Annotated in this window: 20 protein-coding genes; 14 read left to right on the top strand and 6 right to left on the bottom strand. The window is 68.0% G+C overall.

Going from position 1 to position 20,170, the window contains the following annotated elements; translation table 11 throughout:
- Positions 1 to 855 (top strand): alpha/beta hydrolase, encoded by an 855-nt coding sequence (locus Q368_RS0100880; protein WP_245611253.1) that lies wholly within the window; start codon positions 1 to 3, stop codon positions 853 to 855.
- Here the strand turns inward: Q368_RS0100880 and hflX are convergent.
- On the bottom strand, positions 824 to 2,410 hold the full coding sequence (gene hflX / locus Q368_RS0100875) for a GTPase HflX (protein ID WP_342665680.1): 1,587 nt from the start codon (positions 2,408 to 2,410) through the stop codon (positions 824 to 826). The two genes, Q368_RS0100880 and hflX, sit on opposite strands and share 32 nt — an antisense overlap.
- 362 nt (positions 2,411 to 2,772) lie before the next feature.
- Positions 2,773 to 3,225 (bottom strand): hypothetical protein, encoded by a 453-nt coding sequence (locus Q368_RS0100870; protein ID WP_029456846.1) that lies wholly within the window; start codon positions 3,223 to 3,225, stop codon positions 2,773 to 2,775.
- Positions 3,226 to 3,419: 194 nt separating this feature from the next.
- On the opposite strand from Q368_RS0100870, the gene Q368_RS0100865 reads away from it, so the two are divergent.
- The 6 genes from Q368_RS0100865 to Q368_RS0100840 all read left to right on the top strand — a co-directional run bounded on the left by Q368_RS0100865 (position 3,420) and on the right by Q368_RS0100840 (position 10,153).
- Positions 3,420 to 4,556 (top strand): PP2C family protein-serine/threonine phosphatase, encoded by a 1,137-nt coding sequence (locus tag Q368_RS0100865; RefSeq protein ID WP_245611252.1) that lies wholly within the window; start codon positions 3,420 to 3,422, stop codon positions 4,554 to 4,556.
- A complete protein-coding gene (locus Q368_RS0100860) occupies positions 4,553 to 5,338 on the top strand; it encodes an ATP-binding protein (RefSeq protein WP_245611251.1) in 786 nt (261 codons plus the stop codon). Before Q368_RS0100865 ends, Q368_RS0100860 begins: the two co-directional genes overlap by 4 nt.
- Positions 5,339 to 5,447: 109 nt before the next feature.
- Positions 5,448 to 6,614, top strand: coding sequence for an Hpt domain-containing protein (locus Q368_RS0100855; protein ID WP_029456843.1), 1,167 nt, complete (start codon positions 5,448 to 5,450; stop codon positions 6,612 to 6,614).
- Between the two features lie 109 nt (positions 6,615 to 6,723).
- Entirely contained in the window at positions 6,724 to 8,850 is a 2,127-nt protein-coding gene (locus Q368_RS0100850) for a chemotaxis protein CheA (RefSeq protein ID WP_029456842.1), read from the top strand.
- 100 nt (positions 8,851 to 8,950) lie between these two features.
- On the top strand, positions 8,951 to 9,400 hold the full coding sequence (locus Q368_RS0100845) for a Fur family transcriptional regulator (protein WP_029456841.1): 450 nt from the start codon (positions 8,951 to 8,953) through the stop codon (positions 9,398 to 9,400).
- A 12-nt stretch (positions 9,401 to 9,412) separates the two neighbouring features.
- Positions 9,413 to 10,153, top strand: coding sequence for a potassium channel family protein (locus Q368_RS0100840; protein ID WP_029456840.1), 741 nt, complete (start codon positions 9,413 to 9,415; stop codon positions 10,151 to 10,153).
- Positions 10,154 to 10,271: 118 nt separating this feature from the next.
- On the opposite strand, the gene Q368_RS0100835 is transcribed toward Q368_RS0100840, so the two are convergent.
- On the bottom strand, positions 10,272 to 12,077 hold the full coding sequence (locus tag Q368_RS0100835; RefSeq protein WP_084158654.1) for a SulP family inorganic anion transporter: 1,806 nt from the start codon (positions 12,075 to 12,077) through the stop codon (positions 10,272 to 10,274).
- 195 nt (positions 12,078 to 12,272) lie between these two features.
- Between Q368_RS0100835 and Q368_RS0100830 the strand changes: the two genes are divergently transcribed.
- The 3 genes from Q368_RS0100830 (at position 12,273) to Q368_RS0100820 (ending at position 14,506) form a co-directional block, all read left to right on the top strand.
- Positions 12,273 to 12,932, top strand: coding sequence for an HAD-IB family phosphatase (locus Q368_RS0100830; protein ID WP_029456838.1), 660 nt, complete (start codon positions 12,273 to 12,275; stop codon positions 12,930 to 12,932).
- Positions 12,929 to 13,975, top strand: a complete 1,047-nt coding sequence (locus Q368_RS0100825) for an iron-containing alcohol dehydrogenase family protein (protein WP_029456837.1) — start codon at positions 12,929 to 12,931, stop codon at positions 13,973 to 13,975. The genes Q368_RS0100830 and Q368_RS0100825 overlap by 4 nt, the downstream gene beginning before the upstream one ends.
- Before the next feature lie 153 nt (positions 13,976 to 14,128).
- Positions 14,129 to 14,506 carry a hypothetical protein gene (locus tag Q368_RS0100820; RefSeq protein ID WP_029456836.1) on the top strand — a complete coding sequence of 126 codons (378 nt, stop codon included), beginning with the start codon at positions 14,129 to 14,131 and terminating at the stop codon, positions 14,504 to 14,506.
- Here the strand turns inward: Q368_RS0100820 and Q368_RS23650 are convergent.
- From Q368_RS23650 to Q368_RS0100805, 3 genes are all read right to left on the bottom strand, one after another.
- Positions 14,405 to 15,502 carry an NAD(P)-dependent oxidoreductase gene (locus tag Q368_RS23650; protein WP_052359951.1) on the bottom strand — a complete coding sequence of 366 codons (1,098 nt, stop codon included), beginning with the start codon at positions 15,500 to 15,502 and terminating at the stop codon, positions 14,405 to 14,407. The genes Q368_RS0100820 and Q368_RS23650 overlap by 102 nt on opposite strands.
- Before the next feature lie 99 nt (positions 15,503 to 15,601).
- Positions 15,602 to 16,195, bottom strand: a complete 594-nt coding sequence (locus Q368_RS0100810; RefSeq protein WP_029456835.1) for an IMP cyclohydrolase — start codon at positions 16,193 to 16,195, stop codon at positions 15,602 to 15,604.
- Positions 16,196 to 16,332: 137 nt separating this feature from the next.
- Positions 16,333 to 16,905 carry a tetratricopeptide repeat protein gene (locus Q368_RS0100805; protein ID WP_029456834.1) on the bottom strand — a complete coding sequence of 191 codons (573 nt, stop codon included), beginning with the start codon at positions 16,903 to 16,905 and terminating at the stop codon, positions 16,333 to 16,335.
- Between the two features lie 379 nt (positions 16,906 to 17,284).
- Here Q368_RS0100805 and flgB point away from each other — a divergent pair, with 379 nt between their 5' ends.
- Genes flgB through fliF form a run of 4 tightly spaced genes read left to right on the top strand, consistent with a single transcriptional unit; the run spans position 17,285 to position 20,164 of the window.
- Positions 17,285 to 17,695 carry a flagellar basal body rod protein FlgB gene (gene flgB / locus Q368_RS0100800; protein ID WP_029456833.1) on the top strand — a complete coding sequence of 137 codons (411 nt, stop codon included), beginning with the start codon at positions 17,285 to 17,287 and terminating at the stop codon, positions 17,693 to 17,695.
- Between the two features lies 1 nt (position 17,696).
- Positions 17,697 to 18,137, top strand: coding sequence for a flagellar basal body rod protein FlgC (flgC, locus tag Q368_RS0100795; protein ID WP_029456832.1), 441 nt, complete (start codon positions 17,697 to 17,699; stop codon positions 18,135 to 18,137).
- A 12-nt stretch (positions 18,138 to 18,149) separates the two neighbouring features.
- Positions 18,150 to 18,479 (top strand): flagellar hook-basal body complex protein FliE, encoded by a 330-nt coding sequence (gene fliE / locus Q368_RS0100790; RefSeq protein ID WP_029456831.1) that lies wholly within the window; start codon positions 18,150 to 18,152, stop codon positions 18,477 to 18,479.
- Between the two features lie 41 nt (positions 18,480 to 18,520).
- On the top strand, positions 18,521 to 20,164 hold the full coding sequence (gene fliF / locus Q368_RS0100785) for a flagellar basal-body MS-ring/collar protein FliF (RefSeq protein ID WP_029456830.1): 1,644 nt from the start codon (positions 18,521 to 18,523) through the stop codon (positions 20,162 to 20,164).
- Positions 20,165 to 20,170: the final 6 nt, after the last annotated feature.

The raw sequence follows: 20,170 nt of genomic DNA, 5'->3' as shown, positions 1-20,170 counted from the left end.
ATGAAAAAACGACAGGTCATGAAAATCTTCGTCATCGTCATCACAGCCCTCGGGCTTGCGTACTGCGGCTATCTGGCCATGCTCTACATGGGCCAGGATTCCATGGTTTTTCCCGGGCGTCCCGTCGATCCCGCCCGCGAGGCGGAGATCCGGCGCTACTTCCCCCGGCTGGAGGATTTCACCGTCACGGCCGCCGACGGCGCGACCCTGCGGGGCTACTCCCTGCCCCGGACCATAAACGGGCAACCCGCGCCGGCGGTGCTGTATTTTTGCGGCAACGCCGAGGAACAGACCGGCTTTTTCCTCTGGTCGCCCAACGAACTGCGGCCCTACGCCGTGGCCGGCGTGGACTACCGCGGCTACGGCCGTTCGGACGGCGTGCCGACCGAGGCGACGCTCAAGTCCGACGCCCTGGCCGTGTACGACGCCCTGGCCGTCAAGCTCGGCGAAAATCCCCGCATCGTGGTCATGGGGCGCAGCCTGGGCACGGCCATGGCCGCGTACGTGGCCGCCCGCCGGCCCGTGGCCGGCATCATCCTCGTGACGCCGTTTTCCTCCCTGGCCGCCGTGGGCCAGGAGAGCCACCCCTTCGTGCCCGTGCGCCTGCTGCTCAAAAATCCCTTCGACGTGGTCCCCGACGCCGCCAAGGTCACCGCGCCGGCCCTGTTCCTCGTGGCCGGGGCGGACCGGTACGTGCCGCCGCACCATGCCGACCGCCTGGCCGCGTCCTGGCCCGGACCCAAGGAGGTGCGGGTCATCGAGGGCACGGGGCACGGCAACATCGTGGATGCGCCGGAATATTGGAAGTACGTGCGGGAATTCGTCAAGGCCCGGTTCGCGTCGCCGCAGCCGTAGCCGGGTCGCCGTCCGCTGCGTCGCCCGCGCCGTCCGTCTCCGCGTCCGCGTTTCCATCCGCGTCCGCGCCCCTTTCGAGGGCGGGGCCGTGGTCGCGCACGCCCGGGCCGGAGCGTACCCGCTGCAGGATGGCGTCGGTGAGGGCGCTTAGGCCTTCCCGGTTTTTCGCCGAGAGCGTGATGGCCTCGGGGAAGGCGTTTCGGAGCGGCTCGCGCCCGTCCTCGGGCACGGCGTCCCATTTGTTGAGCACAAAAAGCCGCGGGATGTCGCCAAGGCCCATCTCCCGCAGGATCTCGGCCACGGCCGCCGCCTGCGCCTCCACCTCGGGATGGGAGGCGTCGGCCACGGCCACGAGCAGGTCCGCGGCCTCCAGCTCCTCGAGCGTGGCCCGGAAGGCCTCCTTGAGCTCCTTGGGCAGCTCGCGGATGAACCCCACCGTGTCCGTGAGGATGATTTCCTTGTCGCTCGGGAAACGCAGCCGGCGGCTGGTCGGGTCGAGGGTCGCGAACAGGCGGTTTTCGGCGAGCACCGCGCTGCCCGTCAGCGTGTTGAGCAGGGTGGACTTGCCGGCGTTGGTGTAGCCGACGAGCGAAACCACGGGCAGCCCGGCCCTGGCGCGGCCGGCCCGGGCCGCGGCCCGGCGCTTGCGCAGCTCCTTGAGTTCGTCCTTGATGCGGCCGATGCGGTCGCGGATGCGCCGCCGGTCCACCTCGAGCTTGGTTTCGCCCGGGCCACGGCCGCCGATGCCGCCCATGAGCCGCGACATGGCCCTGTCCTGGCGCACCAGGCGCGGCTGGAGATATTTGAGCTGGGCCATCTCCACCTGCAGCTTGCCGCCGCGCGAGGCCGCGTGCTGGGCGAAGATGTCGAGGATCAGCTGCGTGCGGTCGATGACCCGCAACTGCGTGACCTCGGCCAGGTTGCGGATCTGGGACGGGGACAGTTCGCCGTCGAAGACGAGCAGCGACGCCCCGGCCCTCAGCGCCGCCACCTCGATCTCGGCGAGCTTGCCCTTGCCCAGGATGTACTTGGGGTTGACCGTCGCCACCCGCTGCACCACGGATTCGGCCACGGCGAGCCCGGCCGTGTCCGCCAGGGCGGCGAGCTCGGCCAGCGACGCCTCCTGGACGGCGCGCGGGGCGTTCGACACGCTGACGAGCACCGCCTTTTCGCGGCCGGCCTCGCGGGCCTGCGGCGCGGCCAGGCGTTCGCCCTCCCGGGCGAGCTCCTCTTCCAGGGCCACGGCCAGGGCGTTGAAATCCTCCTCCACCTTGTCGAAGGGGTGCGGCGGCAGCACGTCGTAGGGCGCGTCCCCGGCCCCGGGCGGCAGCAGCACCGCGGCGTGGAGCGTCACGGGCTGGGCCTGGTCGTCCACGGTCAGCGCCGCCACGCTGTCCAGGCGCAGAAACAGCATGTCCGTGAGGTCTTCCTCGGTGAGACCCTCGCCCGCAAGGTGCGTGTGCAGCAGGCGCACGCCGCGAAGCCTGCCCGCGCCCAACCGCGAGCGGTCGAGCTCCGGGATGAGGATGCCCTTGGGCGTGCCGACCAGGATCATGGTCGGCCGGCCCTTGCGGTCAATAAGCAGGCCGACCTGGCGGCCGATGCCGTAGGCGATGGCGGCCAGCTCGCGCGCCTGGTCGGGCGTGGCCGCGCCCCTGGACGGGTAGCGCCGGGCGCCCAGGCGCTCCAGGGCCTTTAACTGGCTGGGCTTGAGCCCGACGGTGTTGCCTTGAACCTTGGCGGAAATGGCGTCTCTCCAAAAAGTTCGGAAGGTCGGGGTGGACGCCTCCGGCGGCCAAAGGGCTTGCGCCCTCTGGACTCCCGTGACGGATTGCCGCGCAGCGTCATTTCGGGAAGGAGGTCCAGGAGGGGCGCGCCCCTCCTGGCCGCCGGAGGCATCTCCCCGTCTGATTATCCTCAGACGATGGTGGCGTTGTTGTCGCGCAGTTTGCCGACGAGGAAGCCGATGGCGATGCCGAGGATGCAGCTGCCGATGCAACTGATGCCGAAGATGGACACCAGGTCGTTGACGTTGCCGATGATCTTGCGGCCGAAAAGGATGTGGAAGAACCCGTAGCAGATCCAGATGACCATGCCGGCGTGGAAGCCGAAGAACAGGCCGTCCATCATGCGGTCGTGGATTTCGACGGATTCGATGTACTTGTAGCAGATGATCTGGGTGATCACGCCGAAGAGTGTGATGGACCCGAAGGAGGCCAGCAGCTGGATGAAGATGACCACCACGGTGGCGTGCCAGGGGTCGCCCTTGCGCAACGACACGATGACACCCGGCAAAAGGCTCGTGAACCAGATAGCCACGACACCGAGTTCCCGGTGATATTTTTTCAGGGATTCCAAAATGTTGCTCATAAATAATCGTACCTTGCGCCAAACTGGCCGTCGGAAGGGGCGCGCCATGAAAAATCATGCCCGGCCGCGTTGTCAATCGCCCCGGAAAACGTCATACTGGCTGGCAGGCTTGAATGCAACGCGTTTCCAAGAACCTGGCCGGCCGCCCCCTTCCGGCCGCGCAGCGATCCGGTACGAATGCAATGGAACACTCCGTGACCAGGAGCCCGCACGCCCCGGCCAGCCCCCCGCGCATCCTCATCGTCGACGACGAACTGATCAACGTCGAGACCCTGGCCTGGATGCTCAAGGACGCCGGCTTCGTGCCGCTTCGCGCCGATTCCGGGGCGAAGGGGCGCGAACTCGCCGCGCGCGAACAGCCCGACCTCATCATCCTCGACATCATGATGCCCGGCGAGTCGGGGTTCGACACCTGCCAAAGCCTCACGGCCGATCCGGCCACGGCGGACATCCCCATCATCTTCATTTCCGGGCTCGACGACGTGGACAACAAGGTCAAGGGCCTGCGCCTGGGGGCCGTGGACTACGTCACCAAGCCGTTTGCCCGGGAGGAAGTCCTGGCCCGGGTCAAGATCCACATCCGCCTGCGCCGCGGCCTGCGGGCGCTTTTGGCCGAACAGGCGGCCAAGCTCGAACAGATCCGCGACGCCCAGCAGTCCATCCTGGTTTCCCCGGCCGACCTGCCCGAGGCGAAATTCGCCGTGCGCTACGTGCCGGTGCTCGAGGCCGGCGGCGACTTCTACGACGTGTTTCCCTGGACGGACACGGTGACGGGCTATTTCGTGGCCGACATCTCGGGCCACGACCTGGGGGCCTCCTTCGTCACCTCCTCGCTCAAGGCCCTGCTGCGCCAGAACACCGGCCCGCTCTTCACGCCGCTTGAAACCTTCAAGAACATCAACAGCGTGCTGGCGACGCTCCTGCGCGACGGCAAGCACCTGACCGCGGCCATGGTCTGTTTGAACCGCAAGCGGGGGCGCCTGACCCTGGTCAACGGCGGGCATCCGCCTCCGGTCCTGGTCTCGCCGGACGGCGCGGCCACGGTGCTCGCCGCCGCGGGCGACGTGCTCGGCGTTTTCGAGACCGTGCAGTGCGGCTTCCTGGAACAGCCGGTTACGCCCGGCGACCGCCTCTATCTGTATACCGACGGCCTCATCGAACGCTTTGGCCCGCGGGCGATGGCCCGGGGAGCCGGGCTTACGGCCCTGGTCGCGCATTGTCGCAAGGTCGCGGCCCAGCCCCTTGACGCCGCCGTGGCCGCCGTGGCCGAAGCCATGACCGGGGGCGGCAAGCCCCAGGACGATCTGGTGCTCATGGGCATCGAGGTATGACGGCCATGTACGAAATCCAGACGTTCCCCGGCGGCCTGGCCTTCCGCTTTTCCGCCGACCTGACGCTTCTGGATCGGGCGGTGGCCGAAACCGTGGGCTTTCTCAAGGCCCAGCATGCCGGCGGCACCCTGTTCGACGTCAAGCTGCTGCTGCGCGAGGCGCTTCTAAACGCCGTGCTCCACGGCAGCCGCGGCGATCCGCTGCGCGCCGTGACCCTGGAGGTCCGCGCCGCCGAGGGCCGGCTGACCCTGACCGTGGCCGACCAGGGGACGGGCTTCGACTGGCGCTCGGGCCTGTCCAACCTCGCCCCGCCCGAGGCCACCAGCGGCCGGGGCCTGACCATCCTGACGCTGTACGCCGACGACGTGCGTTTCAACGCGTCCGGCAACGAGGTCACCCTGACCAAGGCCGTGGCCGGCCTGCGCGGCCCGGCCGCTCCCCCCGGCGACGGGGAAAACGACACCCGGAGCACACCCATGCACGACATTCGCATCGAGGACGGACAAACCATCGTGAGCCCGGCCGGGGACATCGTGGCCTCGGCCGCGGATGAACTCCGCGCCCGGTTCAAGGAGATCCTCCAGTCCGGCGACGGCCCGGTGGTCATCGACCTGTCACGCGTGGAGCTTATCGATTCCGTGGGTATCGGTCTGCTCATCGCCGTGCACAACAGCCTCGGCAAAAAGGGCGGCCGGCTCGTCCTGCGCCACGTCAACGCCGACCTCGCGGCGCTTTTGCGCACCATGCGCCTGGACAAGCATTTCCAGGTCGAAACCGCCTGACGCCGCGCCCGCAGCAGCACATACGCACCAGTGAATTTCCTCTAACCCGCGCCGCCCGCGCTCTGCGCAACGGGGCGTGCGGCGACGCGATGCAAGGCCGGGGAGCGCCATGGACCAGATGGACGACGAAATCATGGCCATGTTCGTGGAGGACACCCGCGAACATCTCGCCGACATCGAGTCGGCGCTCATGGACATGGAGCGCGGCGGCGAGGACATCGACGAGGAGCTCGTCAACAAGGTTTTCCGCGCCGCGCATTCCATCAAGGGCGGCGCCGGATTCCTTAATCTCAACAACATCCGGGACCTGTCCCACAAGCTCGAAAACCTCCTGCATATGGTGCGCAGCCGCGAGGTCGCCCCGGACACCCGCGTCGTCAACCAGCTCCTGGCCGGCTTCGACAGGCTGCTGGCGCTCGTGGAGATGGGCCCGGCCAGTGACGGCGAGGACATCACCGAGTTGCTCTCCGACCTGTCCGGGCTCACGGCCGAGCACCTTGCCCCGGAGCAGCGCGCCAAGGCCGCCGACGTCATCCCCATCGCCCTGCCCGGCGGCGAAGTCGTCTTTTCCATCGACGCCCTGAGCCTGCGCCAGGGCGTTTCCGGCGGCAAGAACCTCTATCTCGTGGAATACGACCTCATCCACGACGTCCAGGCCCGGGGCAAGACGCCCCTTGACGTGATCAACACCATGGAGTCGAGCGGCATGATCGTCGACTGCCGCATGGAACTCGCCGCCGTGGGCGACCTGGACGCGCCGCCCGTCAACCGCATTCCGTTCTACGTGCTGTTCGCCTCCATCGTGGAGCCCGACATCGTCAGCTACCTGTTCGCCCTCGATCCGTCCCGCATCCATCCCGTGGACCTGTCCGCGCTCGACGCCGCGCCCGGGGCGCAGGCCGCGACGGAGCCGGGCGAGGTCGCCGCGGGCGAAGAGGCCTACGGGCCGTTCGTGCTGCGCGTCGCCGGCGCCGGGGCGACGCTGCGCCTTGCCGCGAACGCCCCGGCCGACGCGGCGGCCGCGCGCGAGGCGCTGCTTGCCGGGCTTGCCCACGGCGCGGGCGTGGCCCTGGATTTCGCCCCGGGTATGGCGGCCGATCTGGCCCTGCTCCAGGTGCTGGTCTCCGCCGGCCGGACTTTCGCCGCCAGGGGGCTGCCCCTGTCCCATGCCGGCACGCCGCCGGCGTCGCTTGCGGTGACGGCCCGGCGCGCCGGGATCACGCCGGAGTCCCTGGCCGCGATCGGGTTGCCGGCGGGGCTGCTCTTCGCATCCTGAGCGCAGGGACAGGTACGTCCGCGAGAAAGAAAAATGACCGTTGCGCCGGCTGCGCCGACGCGGGAGAAACGGAAGAAGGCGCGACCCGCGCCGGACCGGGAGGTCCTTGATGGCCGTCAATGACGAGATGCGTACGCTGTTCCAGGAAGAGGTCATGGAAAACCTTGCCGAACTGGACGGCGCTCTGCTTGAGCTGGAGCACAGTCCCGGGGACATGGACACGGTCAACCGCATCTTCCGGGCCGTGCATACCATTAAGGGCGCTTGCGACATGTTCGGCCTCTCGACCGTGGTGCGCCTCGCCCACGATCTGGAATCGCTCTTCGACCAGGTGCGCACCGGCTGGCGGTGCGTGGGCAAGGCCCTGCTCGACGTCTCGTTCGCGGCCAAGGACCGTTTCTCGGCCATGCTGGCCAACGGCGGGGAAGACGCCGTCGAGGACCACGAGCTCTCCGCCCGGCTCAAGGATCTGCTGAAAAACCCCGATCTGCCGGGAGACGAGATCTCCGCTCCCGAGTCCGCCCCGGAAGCGGCCGCCCCGTCCCCGCCGCCTGCGGCCGCCTTCGCGCCCGCGCCGGCCTCCGCGCCAGCTCCGGCCACGGGAAGCGGTCAGACCCGGACCTGGCGCATCCGTCTGGCCCCGTCCGATCCCGGACACCTGGGCAAGTCCGATCCCCTGGCGCTGCTCGACGAGCTGCGGGCCATGGGCGAGCTCGCGGTGCGCTGCGACCTGGCCGACGTGCCGGACCTGGCGCTGCTTTCCCCGCAGGACTGCCTGCTGCGCTTCGAGGCCCTGCTCGCCGTGGGTGAAACCGCCGTCGTGGACGCCAACGCCCTGCGCGACGTCTTCTGTTTTCTGGAAAATCCCGACGACGTGAGCATCGAGGCCTGCGACGGCTGCGCCGTGGAGACGTCGGCCAACGTGCTCGGCGCCTGCCCCGCGGCCCCGCCGCCTGTCGCGGCCGCGGTCCCGTCCGTTCCTGCCGGGGTGCCTGCCGCGCCCCCTGCCGCGGCCAAACCCGCGCCCGCTTCTGCCGCGCCGGCCGAGGCGAAAAAGCCGCAAGCCGCCAAAAAGGAGGCCATGCAGAGCCTGCGCGTGGACGCGGCCAAGCTCGACGATCTCGTCAACCTCGTCGGCGAGCTGGTCATCGCCCAGGCGCGGCTCACGCAGCTGGCTTCGGGGCTGGCCCATCCGGCGCTCACCAGCGTGGCCGAGGAGATCGAACGGCTTTCCAACGAACTGCGCGACAACACGCTCGGCATCCGCATGCTGCCCATCGGCACGACCTTCAGCCGCTTCCGCCGCCTGGTGCGCGACCTGTCCTCGGAGATGAGCAAGTCCATCGAGCTCGTGACCGAGGGCGGCGAGACCGAACTCGACAAGACCGTCATTGAGCAGCTCAACGATCCGCTGGTGCATCTTTTGCGCAACAGCATCGACCACGGCATCGAGCCGCCGGCCGAGCGCCTGGCCGCGGGCAAGCCCGAGACGGGCACCATCGTGCTCTCGGCCGAGCACGCCGGCGGCGAGGTGGTGCTGTCCATCCTCGACGACGGCCGGGGCATGAACCCGGACCGCATCCGGGCCAAGGCCGAGGAAAAGGGGCTCATTGCGTCCGACGTGCGCCTGACCGAAAGCGAAATCTACAACCTCGTCTTCCTGCCCGGCTTTTCCACGGCCGAGAAGATCACCAACGTCTCCGGGCGCGGCGTGGGCATGGACGTGGTCAAGCGCAGCATGGACGCGTTGCGCGGCAAGATCGACATCCAGAGCACATTCGGCAAGGGCTCGCGCATCACCATCAAGCTGCCGCTGACGCTGGCCATCATCGACGGCCTGCAGATCAAGGCCGGCGAGGACCAGTACATCATTCCCCTGTCCCTGGTGGAAGAATGCGTGGAGTTGCCCCGGGACGAGGGAACGCAAGCCGGCCGGGGACGCACCATCCACCTGCGCGGCGAGATCGTGCCCTACATCCGGCTGCGCGAGGCCTTTGAACTTGCCGGCGAGCCGCCGGCCATCGAACAGGTGGTGGTCACGCGTTTCGAGGGCGAACGGGCCGGTATCGCCGTGGACGAGGTCATGGGCCAGCAGCAGACGGTCATCAAGAGCCTCGGCAGCTACATCGGTTCGATCGCCGGCATCTCCGGGGCCACGATCAACGGCGACGGCACCATGTCCCTGATCCTGGACGTGCCGACGCTGGTCGCGGCCGTGCGCCGGGCCGCGGCCTGAACGGGACCGGACGGCGACGCGGTGGGCCCTGGCCGGGCCGCATTGACCGGGGCCGACCAGATGGGGTATTGTGGGTAATTATGTTCCACGGGACGCGCGCATGAGCAAGGATCCGAACGCCATATTCGCCGATTTCGTCGCCCGAAAGAAGCTCAAGATGACCCCCCAGCGCCGCAGGATACTGGAGGTTTTTCTGAGCGAGGAAGGGCACGTCACCTCCGAGGAGCTCTACCAGAAGGTCAAGCGCGAATACGATTCCATCGGCCAGGCCACCGTCTACCGCACCCTGAAGCTCCTGGCCGACTCGGGACTGGCCAAGGCCGTGGAATTCGGCGACGGGGCCATGCGCTACGAGATCCTCTACGGCCAGAGCCACCACGACCACCTCATCTGCGAATCCTGCGGCGTCAACGTCGAAGTGGTGGACCCCGCCATCGAACGCCTCCAGGAAGAGGTGGCCCGGCGACACGGCTTCCGCCTGACCGCCCACAAGCTCTACTTGTACGGCATCTGTCCGGACTGCCAGAAGAAGGCCTCCGGCAAAGGCTGACGCCCTCCCGGCATGGACCACCTGCTCCTGCCCCCCACGTTCGATGTCCGCGAGCGGCCCGTCCTGGCCGCGATTCTCGCCAACCGGCACAGCCTCACCCTCGGCATCATTTTCACCGCGCATCTGCTCACGGTACCCCTGGACGAAGGTCGGGGCGTGCTTTTTGGCCCGATGTTCCTGCTCGTGCTGTACATGGCCGGCTTCCTGTTGCTTGGCCAGCGCAACGCGCTCTCCGTTTGCATCCTGACCGCAGGGAGCCTCGCCCTGGTCGGGGCCGTGGCCAATTTCCTGGGCGAAAGCCCGACGCTGCTTTGCACGACGCTCGTGTGCAGCAGCGTTTTCGACCTGCTGCTCATCGTCTTCATGCTGACTTGGCTGTTCAGGCAGCGCAAGATGCCCTTCGACAACATCATGGCGGGCATCATCGTCTTCATGTTCATGGCCGCCCTGTGGACCCAGCTTTATGCCTTGGCCTGCCTGGCCACGCCGGGCGCGGTGCGCGGCCCGGAAGGCGGCCTTGGCCCGCATCCCTCCGTCACGTTGTATTATTTCAGCGTCGCCACCCTGACCACGGCCGGTTTCGGCGACGTGGTCCCGGTGTCGGACATGGCCCGGATGCTGGCTGCCTACGAGGCGCTGATCGGGCAGGTCTATCTCGTGGTCTTCATCGCCCTGCTCATGGGCCGCCATTTCGCGCCCCGCGCCGCCGCGCCCCCGGTCGCCGAGGCGCCTCCGAAAGCCCCAGGAGGGTGAGCCGCCCCTTGCGGGGTGGTCCAGGCGGGGCCCCCGGCCCCTCCTGGCCGCCGGAGGCATTCTTCCCCTGTCATCCCCTCTCTCCCCCTCCTTCCTCGTCTCCCTCGTCTTCTCCCGCTTATTCCGCGGCCTCGCCGCCGGGGCGGAACGCGCATTCGGCGAAGACGCGTTCGCGGCAGCAGGCGCAGCGTTCGGGGTCCAGGCGCGCGATGATGCCGGCGATGGCCGAGGCCTTGTCGCGAAAGACGTTTTGCGCGCCGATGCGCGCCAGGCAGCCGCCGCGCGTCAGCAGCGCCATCACTTCCGATTTGAGCGAGCAGAAGAAGATTTCCCGGCCGGACAGGCGCAGGGAGCCGGCTTCGTGGAAGAGCATGTGGCAGCCGCCGGCGTCGATGAAGTTGATGCCCGAACCGATGATGAGGATGTGGCACTGTTCGGGACTGTCCTGGACGATGCGGTGGAGCTCCTCGGCGATGTGGTTGACCGCGCCGAAGAAGATCGAGCCGTCCAGGCGCAGGATCTTGAGTTGCGGACACTCGGGAAGCGGCCGGCGGCGCACGTTGACCAGCGAACGGTGGGGTGAGGCCGGGTCCGGGGCCAGGGTGATGAAGTGCGGGTGGCTGGTGCGGCGCAGGTAGAGCAGCAGCGACAGCATGACGCCGGCGTAGAGCGCGAATTCCAGGCCGACGAAGAGCGTGGCCAGAAACGTGGTCGCCAGGATGCCGGCCTCGGCCTTGTCCGTGGTGGCGATGTGGCGGATGGCGCGCGGGTTGACCAGATTGGCCGCGACCAGCACGATCACCCCGGCCATGGCCGCGATGGGCAGGTACGCCGTGACCGGCGCGATGCACAGCAGCACCGCGGCCAGGAAAACGGCCGAAAAGACCGCCGCCAGGGGCGTCTTGGCCCCGGCCTCGAAATTGACGCCCGTGCGCGTGAACGACCCCGACGAGGCGTAGCCGGAAAAAAATCCCCCCAGGATGTTGGCCAACCCCTGGCCGATGAACTCCTGGCTGTTGTCGATGCGCTGCTCCGAACGCACGGCCACGGCTCGGGCGATGGACACCGCCTCGGCCAGCCCCAGCATGGCCACGGCCAGGGCTCCGGGAAAGAGCACCCGGAAGGTTTCCAGATCGACTTCGGGCAGGGAGAAGGGCGGCAGGCTGGCCGGCAGCGCCCCCACCAGCTTGGCGCCGTGCGCCGCGCCGTCGAGGAACTGGCACACGATGCTGCCGCCGATAAGCGCAAGGAGCAGCGCCGGGGCCCTGGGCCACAGCCGGCGGATGCCGAGGGCAAGGCCGAGGGTCGCGGCGGCGATGCCCGCCACGCGCCAGTTGATCGCCGGAGTCTGCTGCAAAAACGCCCACCACGTCTCCAGGAACTCCCCGCCGCGCGGCAGGGTCACGCCGAAGAAATGCCCGAGCTGGCTCGTGACGATGAGCACCGCCGCCCCGGCGGTGAATCCCGTGACCACGGAGTGGGAGACGAAATTGACGAGCCCTCCGAGCCGCGCCAGGCCGAGCCCCAGTTGCGCCAGCCCCGCGAGCACCGTCAGCGCCAGCACGAGGCGGATGTATTCCGGCGAACCCGCGACGGCGAGCTGGCTGACCGTGGCGAAGACCACAAGCGAAATGGCCGTGGTCGGGCCGGAGATCAAGTGGTGGGAGGAGCCGAACAATGCGGCCGCGACCACCGGGAGCATGGCCGCGTACAGGCCGTAGACCGGCGGCAGGCCGGCGATGGCGGCAAAGGCCACGCCCTGCGGCAGCACGATCACCGCGCCGGTCAGGCCCGCCCAGAGGTCGGCCCGCAGCGTGCGGCGGTTGACCATGGGCCACCAGGTCAAAAACGGCAGCACGCGCGGCAGGACTTTGCGGATGCGGTCCAGGCGGCTCGGCGGGCGGGGCAGGTCGCATTGCTCCATGGCGTCCTCCAAAAGGGCAGGGGCGATGCTCCACAATACCTCCCTGTCCGGGCCGGTCAAGCCGCGCAAGGGCGTCGCCGCGCCTTGGCGCAATCGTCGCTGGCCTCGTGGGCGGTTTCGGCTTATGTCAGGCAAAGCCGAGGAGCTTTGCCGCGCCTCAAGCCTGCGCAACATCCAACGCACGGAGACGGATGCATGCCCGACGCCGTACTGGTCAGCGATTTCGACGGCACCATGACCGCCGAGGACTTCTATTCCCTGGCGGCCGCGCGCCTGCTGCCGCCGGACGCCCTGGCCCCGTGGCAGGAGTACCTCGCCGGGCGGATGACCCATTTCGAGGCTCTGCGCACCATTTTTTCCCGCATCCGCGCCCCGGAAGCGGCGGCGCTGGCCGTGGTCGCGGACATGGGACTCGATCCCGGGCTGCCCGCGGCCCTTGCTCGGCTGCATGCCGCCGGCTGGGAGGTGGTCGTGGCCTCGGCCGGCTGCGACTGGTACATCCGCCGCCTGCTCGACGGGGCGGGGGTGCGCCTTCGCGTCTACGCCAACCCCGGGGAATACCTGCCGGGCGGGCCGCTGGTCATGGATGCGCCGCCGCCGTCGCCCTTCACCTGCCCCGGGACGGGCGTGGACAAGGCGGCCGTGGTGCGTGACGCCATGAGTCGGGTGCGAACGGTGGCCTTTGCCGGCGACGGGTTCGCCGACTTGCCGGCCGCGCTGCTTGTGCCGGCAGGGCGGCGTTTCGCGCGGGGCGACCTCGCCGGGGCGCTACGCGAGCGCGGCGAGGGGTATTGCGGGTTCACGGCCTGGTCGGACATCGCGGCCATGCTCCTCGGGCGGGGAGGCGCGTCATGAAGACGATTTCCGTGCCCGGGCTCGTGCGCATCAAACCCGGGGCCATGGCGCGCCTGGGCATCTACCTGCGCCGGGCCGGGCTCGGCCGCGTCGTGGTTCTGGTCAGCCAGGGCCTGCCGCCGGCCGTGCTCGCGACGGCGCGGGCCGGGCTGGCCGGCGAGGGCATCGAGGCCGTTTCCTGGAGCGAGGCGGCGGACAACCGCTTCGAGGACGCGGCCGCCGCGTTCGCCGCCCTGCCGAAGAAGGTCGCCGCCGTGGTCGGCATCGGCGGCGGCAAGGCGCTCGACATGGCCAAGTACCTGGCCTTCCTGGCGCGGCTTCCCTATTTCGCCGCGCCGACGTCCCTTTCCAACGACGGCTTTTGCAGCCCGCAGTCGAGCCTGACCATGGCCGGGACGCGGCGCTCCCTGGCCGCCGCCCTGCCTCAGGGCGTGGTCATCGATACGGACATATGCCTTTCGGCCCCGCGCATCCTGTGGCTTTCGGGCGTGGGCGACCTGGCCTCCAAGCTGACCGCGGTCTTCGACTGGAAACTGGCCTTCCACCACCGGGGCGAGGCCGTGGACGACCTCGCCGCCCTGCTCTCCGACGCCACCGTGCATCAGTTCATGGACAACCCGAGCTTCGACGCCAAGGGCATGGAACTGCTCGGCACGGCGCTGATGTTAAACGGCATCGCCATGGAGATCTGCGGCTCCTCGCGCCCGGCCAGCGGCTCGGAACACCTCATTTCCCACGCCCTGGACGCTGCTGCGGCCCGCCCCCGGCTCCACGGCCTGCAAGTCGGCGTGGCGGGCTACGTCGTGAGCCGGTTGCAAGGCGGCCAGCAGACCGAGGCGCTCGCCCGGCTTTTTACGGCCACGGGCTTTTTCGACGCCGTCCGCGCCGATCCCTTTTCCCGCGAGGAATGGCTCGCGGCCGTCAAGCGCGCGCCGAGCGTCAAGGACGATTTCTTCACGGTGCTGTCGCTTCGCGACTGCCTGGGCGAGGTGCGTGCCATCCTGGACAACGACGGCAGGCTCGCCGGCTGCTTCACGGCGTAACCGCCGCCGCCGCGCCCCTTGCCATGGTGACGCGGGCTGGTTACATAAAAAGTCCTTACCTCCATGGACGGAGCCGGTCCCCGCCGTGCGGGGCCGCGAGGGCAGGCATGCTCGCGCTTCCCTTTGCGGCGCGTTTGCGCCCGGAGTGCGCCCATGGCCCCCATTGCCGCCGTCACCGCCGCCTCGGCCTACCAGCGCGAATCCTCGCGTCTGGCCCCGTGCGCGCCGCAGGTCGGCGGCAAACGCATCACCCGCGACGCCACGCTCTCCTTCGGCCCCTTTTCCGTCAGCTACTCGGCCACGGACTACGAATTCGACCTCTCCGGGGCTTCGGCGCAAAGTTCCTTCGCCGACGCCCTGGACGCCGCCGCGGCAACGGCCCTGTTGCAGGATTCCGGCAACGCGGCGCAACGCACGGACGATGCCGCGTCAAGCCCCCTGCGCCGCCGCCAGGCCCTGGCCGGCTACCAGGCAGCCGCCGCCACAGCGACGCAGCGCATGGGCGCAAGCATGTTTTGCGCCGTGGCGTGAAGGGGGCCTTTGCGCCTCAGATGCGGTGCAGCTGCGGGCGCATGACGCCCGTGAGCGCCTCGCCGCGCAGGAAGCGGCCCGCGTTGGCGAAAGCGCCTTCCAGGCACAGGCGTTGCCATTCGGGCACGTTGAACGAATTGTGGGGGCTGGCCAGGAGGTTCGGCAGGTCGAGGAAGGGGAAGGCCAGTTCGAAGCGGCCGTGGCGCATGGGCTCCACCCACCAGGATTCCAGGCCGGCCCGGAATGCGGGGTGCGCGCGCAGATGCGCGTAGAGGCGCCCTGGGAAAGGATTTCGCCGCGGGCCACGTTGACCAGGATGGCGTCCGGGCGCAGCAGGGCCAGTTCCCGCGCGCCGATCAGTTCGTGGGTGAGCCGGGTGTAGGGCAGGGTGAGGACCGCGACCTGCGCGTCAGTCAGGATCGCGTCCAGGGCGTCGCGCGTGCCGACGAAGGCAACGGGTTCGTCGGTCTTGCCCGAGGTGTTGAGCGCGAAGACCTCCATGCCAAGCGCGGCCAGGAGCCTGGCCACGGCCTTGCCCGCGCCGCCGAGTCCGAGCACCGCGGCCTTCTTGCCGGCAAGGAGCAGGTTCGGGGCCATCTGGTTGAACTCGCCCCGGCGCATGGCCGCGTCTTCCTCGCGCAGCCGCTTGGCCAGGCACAGGATCATGGCCAGGGCGTGCTCGGCCATGGGGCGGGCGAACGCGCCGGAATTGCCGGCGACGACGAGCCCGGGCGGCAGATCGTCGAAGGGCAGGTCGTCGAGGCCCGCCGAGACGATCTGCAACAGTTGTCCCGGGCCGAGGCGGCCCAGGGCGTCGCCCAATTCCCGCAGGGGCTTGAACGCCATGACCACCCGGGCCCGGGCCAGCGCCGCGTCCCGGTCGGCCGGTGCGATGTCGTCGAGGTGGAGAAATCCCCCCAGCGGCGCGGCCAATTCTTCGGCCAAACGCCGGCTTGCCGCATTGAGCGGCTGCGCAAGCACAATCGCGATTGCCATGGCTTCCTCCCTATTCCCGCCAAGGGGGGCCGGGGGGGGATTATCCCCCCGGCCGCCGGAGGCCTCTTCTCTCCTGCCTCTCTCTTCCCCTTCTCCCCCCTACGCGTTCGCCAAGTACGTCGCGATGGCGTCGTCGTAGGTGCTCGTGGCGCGGAAGGTGGCGGCGGCGGTTTTCTGGCGCAGGGGCAGGGGGGCCTTCATGGCGTTTTGCGCCAAGGCGTCCATGACCTCGGGGTAGAAGGCGGGGTCGGGCACGACGAGGATGCTGCCAAAATTTTTCGCCGAGGCCCGCAGCAGGGTGGGGCCGCCGATGTCGATCTGCTCGATCATTTCGGCCAGCGGCAGGCCTTTTTCGAGCGCCTTGCCGAAGGCGTAGAGGTTGACGACCACCATGTCGAAGGCGGCGATGCCGTGCTTGGCGATGGTGGCGAGGTGTCCGGGGTTGTCCTTGTCCGCGAGAATGCCGCCGTGGATGGCCGGGTGCAGGGTTTTGACGCGGCCGTCCATGATCTCGGGGAAGCCCGTCACGTCGCTGACGGAGGTGACGGGGAGGCCCGCGTCGAGGAGTTGCTTGCGGGTGCCGCCCGTGGACACGAGTTCGACGCCGGCAGCGGAGAGAAACCGGGCCAGTTCGGGCAGGCCGGACTTGTCGGTGACGCTTAGAAGCGCGCGTTTGACGGGCAGGTATTCCATGGGTGGGACCTCGCTTGTTTTTCGGGCGAGGTGCCACACGCGCCGGCCGATGGCAAGGGCGCGGGATGCTGCCGGGGCCGCCGGCCGCTTCCTTCGGGAAGCGGCCGGACGGCGCGGAGGGGGAAAAATCGGTTCGGCTAGGCGGCGATGCGCTTGAGTTCCTCGGCCAGTTCGCGGGCGGCGTCGTTGCCGGGGTCCTGGGCGAGGATGGCGTCGAGCTGCGTGCCGGCCTCGGCGTGGCGGCCGAGGCTGACCAGGCAGCCGGCCAGGGTGAAGCGCACTTCGTGCTTGGCGGGGTCCATGGTGAGGTAGTCCTGCAGGTAGGGCAGGACCTCCTTGATGCGGGCGTCGGCGTGGGCCAGGCGCACGAGTCCGAAAAGGGCCACGAGGTTTTCCGGGTTGCGGGTGAGCGCGCCCTTGAAATGGGTGAAGGCCTCGGCGCGTTCGCCGCGTTCCATTTCGATAAGTGCCATGCCGGAGAGCGCCCGGTCGTCGGCTTCGATGCTCGACGCTTTGCGGTACAGGTGCATGGCGTCCTCGAGCTGTCCGCGCTGCACGGCGATGGTGGCCAGGCCCAGATACGGATCCGAATGGATGCCGTTATTGCTCATGGCCTTGGTGTAGTACTCCTCGGCCTTGTCCAGGTCGCCCATGAAAAGGTAGCACTCGCCGAGTTCCTTGTTGATTTCGTAATCCAGCTGCCCACTCATGATTCCCCTCCGTTCCCGACGCCGCGTTGTGCCGTGGCGGCGGCATCGCCGGTTGGCGCGCAATCCCTGCGCCGTTTTTTTTCGCGTCTTGGCGGCCTGTGGGGCCGGCGCCGGCGGCGCGTCCTGCCGGGCACGAAGACCGAAGCAAGCCCCGTGCCAGCGGCTGACGGCCGGGACAATCGCGGGTCTGCGCGGCGTTTCGGCACGGAACGACCGGTTTTGCCGCATGGTTTTATGAGAAAGTGAAACTGGGTGTTGGGCAAAAAATGCCTGGTCGCCGCGGGGAAGGGTTTCGCGCTGGAACGCTTTTTGCCCAGTACAGTGGCGACAACGGCCGGTCCGCCGGGGCCGGCACCTGGAATCAGGAGGGAAAAACGGCATGAAATCAATGTATCCAGATAACATAGCGCTTCTTGGCAAGGTCATGGACCTGCGCCTGGACCGTCAGAATGTCGTCATGACCAACCTGGCCAACCAGGACGTCCCCTCGTTCAAGGCGCGCCGGCTGGAGTTCGAGAAGGAGCTGCAATCCGCCCTCGACCTCGACGAACACGGCAAGATGACGCGCACCTCGGGCAGTCACCTGCCGTCGGCGTTTTCCGCCGCCGGTTTCCAGGGCAACCTGGAGATGGGTTGGAAGCCCAGGGTGGTCGCGGGCCTGGACAGCGTGAATATGGATAAAGAAATGTCGATCATGGCGAAGAACACCCTCATGTACAACGCTCTGACGGACATCACCAAGAAGAGTTTCGAAGGCCTGCAACGGGTCATCACGGACGGAGGCAAGTAGCATGGATCTCTTCAGCGCAATGGATATCGGGGCGTCGGGCATGTCCGCCCAGCGCACCCTGATGAACACGGTCTCCATGAACCTGGCCAACATCAGGACCACGCGCACGGTCAACGGCGGCGGCCCCTACGTGCGCAAATCCGTGATGCTCGAATCCACCCCCCTGGACGCGCCGTTTTCCAAGGCCATGCAGACGGCCCAGGACCGGGAGCTGGCGGGCGTCAAGGTGACGGGCATCGTCAACGACAACCGTCCCTTCCGCATGCAGTACGAGCCCGGCCACCCCGACGCCAACGCCGACGGCTACGTGGCCTACCCCGACATCAACGTGGTCGAGGAAATGGCCAATATGATCACGGCCATGCGCAGCTACGAAGCGTCGAGCTCGTCCATCGGCACCGTCAAGAACATGTTCAACAAAGCCCTGGAAATCGGCAAGTAACGGAGGTTTCCCATGGCCATTTCCCCCATCGCCCTTTCCGCCTACCGCAACGCCATGGCGAACACCGCCGCCATCGACGGCGAGGTGTCGCGCACCCTGGCCAAGCCGGGCGCGGCCCCGACCGAAGGGTTCGGCACCAAGCTCATGGATTCGCTCAAGACCGTCAACGACATGCAAAACCAGAAGAGCGACATGGTCGAGTCCTTCGCCTCGGGCCAGACGCAGAACGTCCACGAGCTGATGATCAATCTGCAAAAGGCGGGACTCGCCATGCAGATGACCACGACCGTGCGCGGCAAGGTGCTCGAAGCGTATAAAGAACTGGTGAAGATGCAGTTCTAACGGCCCAGCATTCCTAACGGACGTCCGCCCGGAGAAACGCCATGCCCCCTTTTCTCAAGCAGAATTTCGAAAAGCTCATCCAGTACTGGTCCAACCGCAGCAATGCCCAGCGCGTGATGCTGGCCGGCTTGGCCCTGTCCACGGCGGCAGCCTTCCTGGTGATGATCTATTTCCTCAACCAGCCGGAAATGCGCGTCCTTTACACCAACCTCGCCCCCGAGGACGCGGCCCGGGTGGTGGAGCTGCTCAAGGCTTCCAAGACGCCCTACGAACTGCGCGACGGCGGCAGGACGGTGCTCGTGCCGGCCGAGGCGGTCTACGAGCAGCGCCTGAAGGTAGCGGGCGAAGGCGTGATGCACGGCCAGGGCGTGGGCTTCGAGCTTTTCGACCAGCTCAAGGTCGGGCAGACGGATTTCGTGCAGCGCATCAACTACACCCGGGCGCTCCAGGGCGAGCTTTCGCGCACCATCACCGAATTTCCGCAGGTGGAAAAGGCGCGGGTGCATCTGGTACTGCCGCAGAAGAGCCTTTTTATCGAGGAGCAGAAGCAGGCCTCGGCCTCGGTGGTACTGACGCTCAAGCGCGGCCAAAAACTTGACGCCAAGCAGCTCCAGGGCATCGTCAATCTGGTGTCCATGTCCGTGGAAGGGCTCACCCCCGAACACATCACCGTCACCGACACCACCGGCCAGGCCCTGTACCAGCCGCGCAGCGACGGCGGCCTCGGCGGCATGTCCACCACCCAGTTCGAATTCAAGAACACCTACGAATCCAACCTGGAAAACCGCATCGAGCAGCTCCTGACCCCCATCGTCGGCCCCGGCCGCGCCCTCGTCAAAGCCAACGTCGACCTGGATTTCAGCCAGCGCACCATCCGCAAGGAGCTCTACGACCCCAACGCCACCGTGGTGCGCAGCGAGCAGAAGAGCGAGGAATCGACCTCCGGCACGGCGGCCGTGGACCCCTCTGGCGTGACCACCACCCCGCGCGGCGGCGGCGCGGCCGTGCCCAACACCAACTTTCGCGGCGAAGGCTATTCCGGCACCGAATCCACCCAGAAGTCCAACCGCACGGCCAGCACCACCAACTTCGAGATCAACAAGGAAGAGCAAAACGTCGTCACGCCGGTGGGCGACTTGAAGCGCCAGTCCTTAGCGGTTATCGTGGACGGGACCTACGAGAAGGTCGAGGGCAAGAATACCTACACGTTCGTGCCGCGCAAGGCCGAGGAGCTCGAGCGCATCAAGGCGGTGGTGGCCCGGGCGGCGGGCCTCGACCCGTCCCGCGGCGACGAGGTGCAGGTGTCGAGCTTCGAGTTCGGCGCTCCCGACGGATCGGGCGAGCCGAGCCTGGTGCAGACCATGCTGGAATACGCCCAGCGTCTGGGCAAGCCGTTCCTCAACGGGCTGCTGCTGTTCCTCTTCCTCATCCTGGTCGTGCGGCCCGTGGTCCTGGCGCTTATCCGGCCGCGGGTCACGGAAGAGGAGATCGAGACCCTGGAACGCCTGCCCGAAGGCGAGGCCCGGCTGGCCCTGGCCGAGCCCGGCGAAGAAGGCGAGGAAACCCCCATGCTCGAAAGCGCCAAGCAGTTCGAGCTGGCCAAGAACCTGGCGCTCCAGTTGTTCGAGGAAAACATGGAACAGTCCATGACCCTGCTCAAGACCTGGCTCAAGCAGGAGGCCTAAGCCCCC

This window comes from Solidesulfovibrio alcoholivorans DSM 5433, assembly GCF_000702665.1.
Lineage (GTDB): Bacteria > Desulfobacterota > Desulfovibrionia > Desulfovibrionales > Desulfovibrionaceae > Solidesulfovibrio > Solidesulfovibrio alcoholivorans.
This window is presented reverse-complemented; position numbering and strand designations above follow the sequence as displayed.

Excerpts from the sequence above, each read along its gene's own strand:
- Q368_RS0100880 (WP_245611253.1), top strand. The coding sequence starts at position 1 with ATGAAAAAACGACAGGTCATGAAAATCTTCGTCATCGTCATCACAGCC.
- Q368_RS0100810 (WP_029456835.1), bottom strand. The coding sequence starts at position 16,195 with ATGGAATACCTGCCCGTCAAACGCGCGCTTCTAAGCGTCACCGACAAG.
- flgC (WP_029456832.1), top strand. The coding sequence starts at position 17,697 with ATGGATCTCTTCAGCGCAATGGATATCGGGGCGTCGGGCATGTCCGCC.
- Q368_RS0100805 (WP_029456834.1), bottom strand. The coding sequence starts at position 16,905 with ATGAGTGGGCAGCTGGATTACGAAATCAACAAGGAACTCGGCGAGTGC.
- hflX (WP_342665680.1), bottom strand. The coding sequence starts at position 2,410 with ATGATCCTGGTCGGCACGCCCAAGGGCATCCTCATCCCGGAGCTCGAC.
- Q368_RS0100850 (WP_029456842.1), top strand. The coding sequence starts at position 6,724 with ATGGCCGTCAATGACGAGATGCGTACGCTGTTCCAGGAAGAGGTCATG.
- Q368_RS0100825 (WP_029456837.1), top strand. The coding sequence starts at position 12,929 with ATGAAGACGATTTCCGTGCCCGGGCTCGTGCGCATCAAACCCGGGGCC.
- Q368_RS0100830 (WP_029456838.1), top strand. The coding sequence starts at position 12,273 with ATGCCCGACGCCGTACTGGTCAGCGATTTCGACGGCACCATGACCGCC.
- Q368_RS0100860 (WP_245611251.1), top strand. The coding sequence starts at position 4,553 with ATGACGGCCATGTACGAAATCCAGACGTTCCCCGGCGGCCTGGCCTTC.
- Q368_RS0100845 (WP_029456841.1), top strand. The coding sequence starts at position 8,951 with ATGAGCAAGGATCCGAACGCCATATTCGCCGATTTCGTCGCCCGAAAG.
- Q368_RS0100870 (WP_029456846.1), bottom strand. The coding sequence starts at position 3,225 with ATGAGCAACATTTTGGAATCCCTGAAAAAATATCACCGGGAACTCGGT.
- Q368_RS0100835 (WP_084158654.1), bottom strand. The coding sequence starts at position 12,077 with ATGGAGCAATGCGACCTGCCCCGCCCGCCGAGCCGCCTGGACCGCATC.
- fliE (WP_029456831.1), top strand. The coding sequence starts at position 18,150 with ATGGCCATTTCCCCCATCGCCCTTTCCGCCTACCGCAACGCCATGGCG.
- fliF (WP_029456830.1), top strand. The coding sequence starts at position 18,521 with ATGCCCCCTTTTCTCAAGCAGAATTTCGAAAAGCTCATCCAGTACTGG.
- Q368_RS0100855 (WP_029456843.1), top strand. The coding sequence starts at position 5,448 with ATGGACCAGATGGACGACGAAATCATGGCCATGTTCGTGGAGGACACC.
- Q368_RS0100840 (WP_029456840.1), top strand. The coding sequence starts at position 9,413 with ATGGACCACCTGCTCCTGCCCCCCACGTTCGATGTCCGCGAGCGGCCC.
- Q368_RS0100820 (WP_029456836.1), top strand. The coding sequence starts at position 14,129 with ATGGCCCCCATTGCCGCCGTCACCGCCGCCTCGGCCTACCAGCGCGAA.
- flgB (WP_029456833.1), top strand. The coding sequence starts at position 17,285 with ATGAAATCAATGTATCCAGATAACATAGCGCTTCTTGGCAAGGTCATG.
- Q368_RS23650 (WP_052359951.1), bottom strand. The coding sequence starts at position 15,502 with ATGGCAATCGCGATTGTGCTTGCGCAGCCGCTCAATGCGGCAAGCCGG.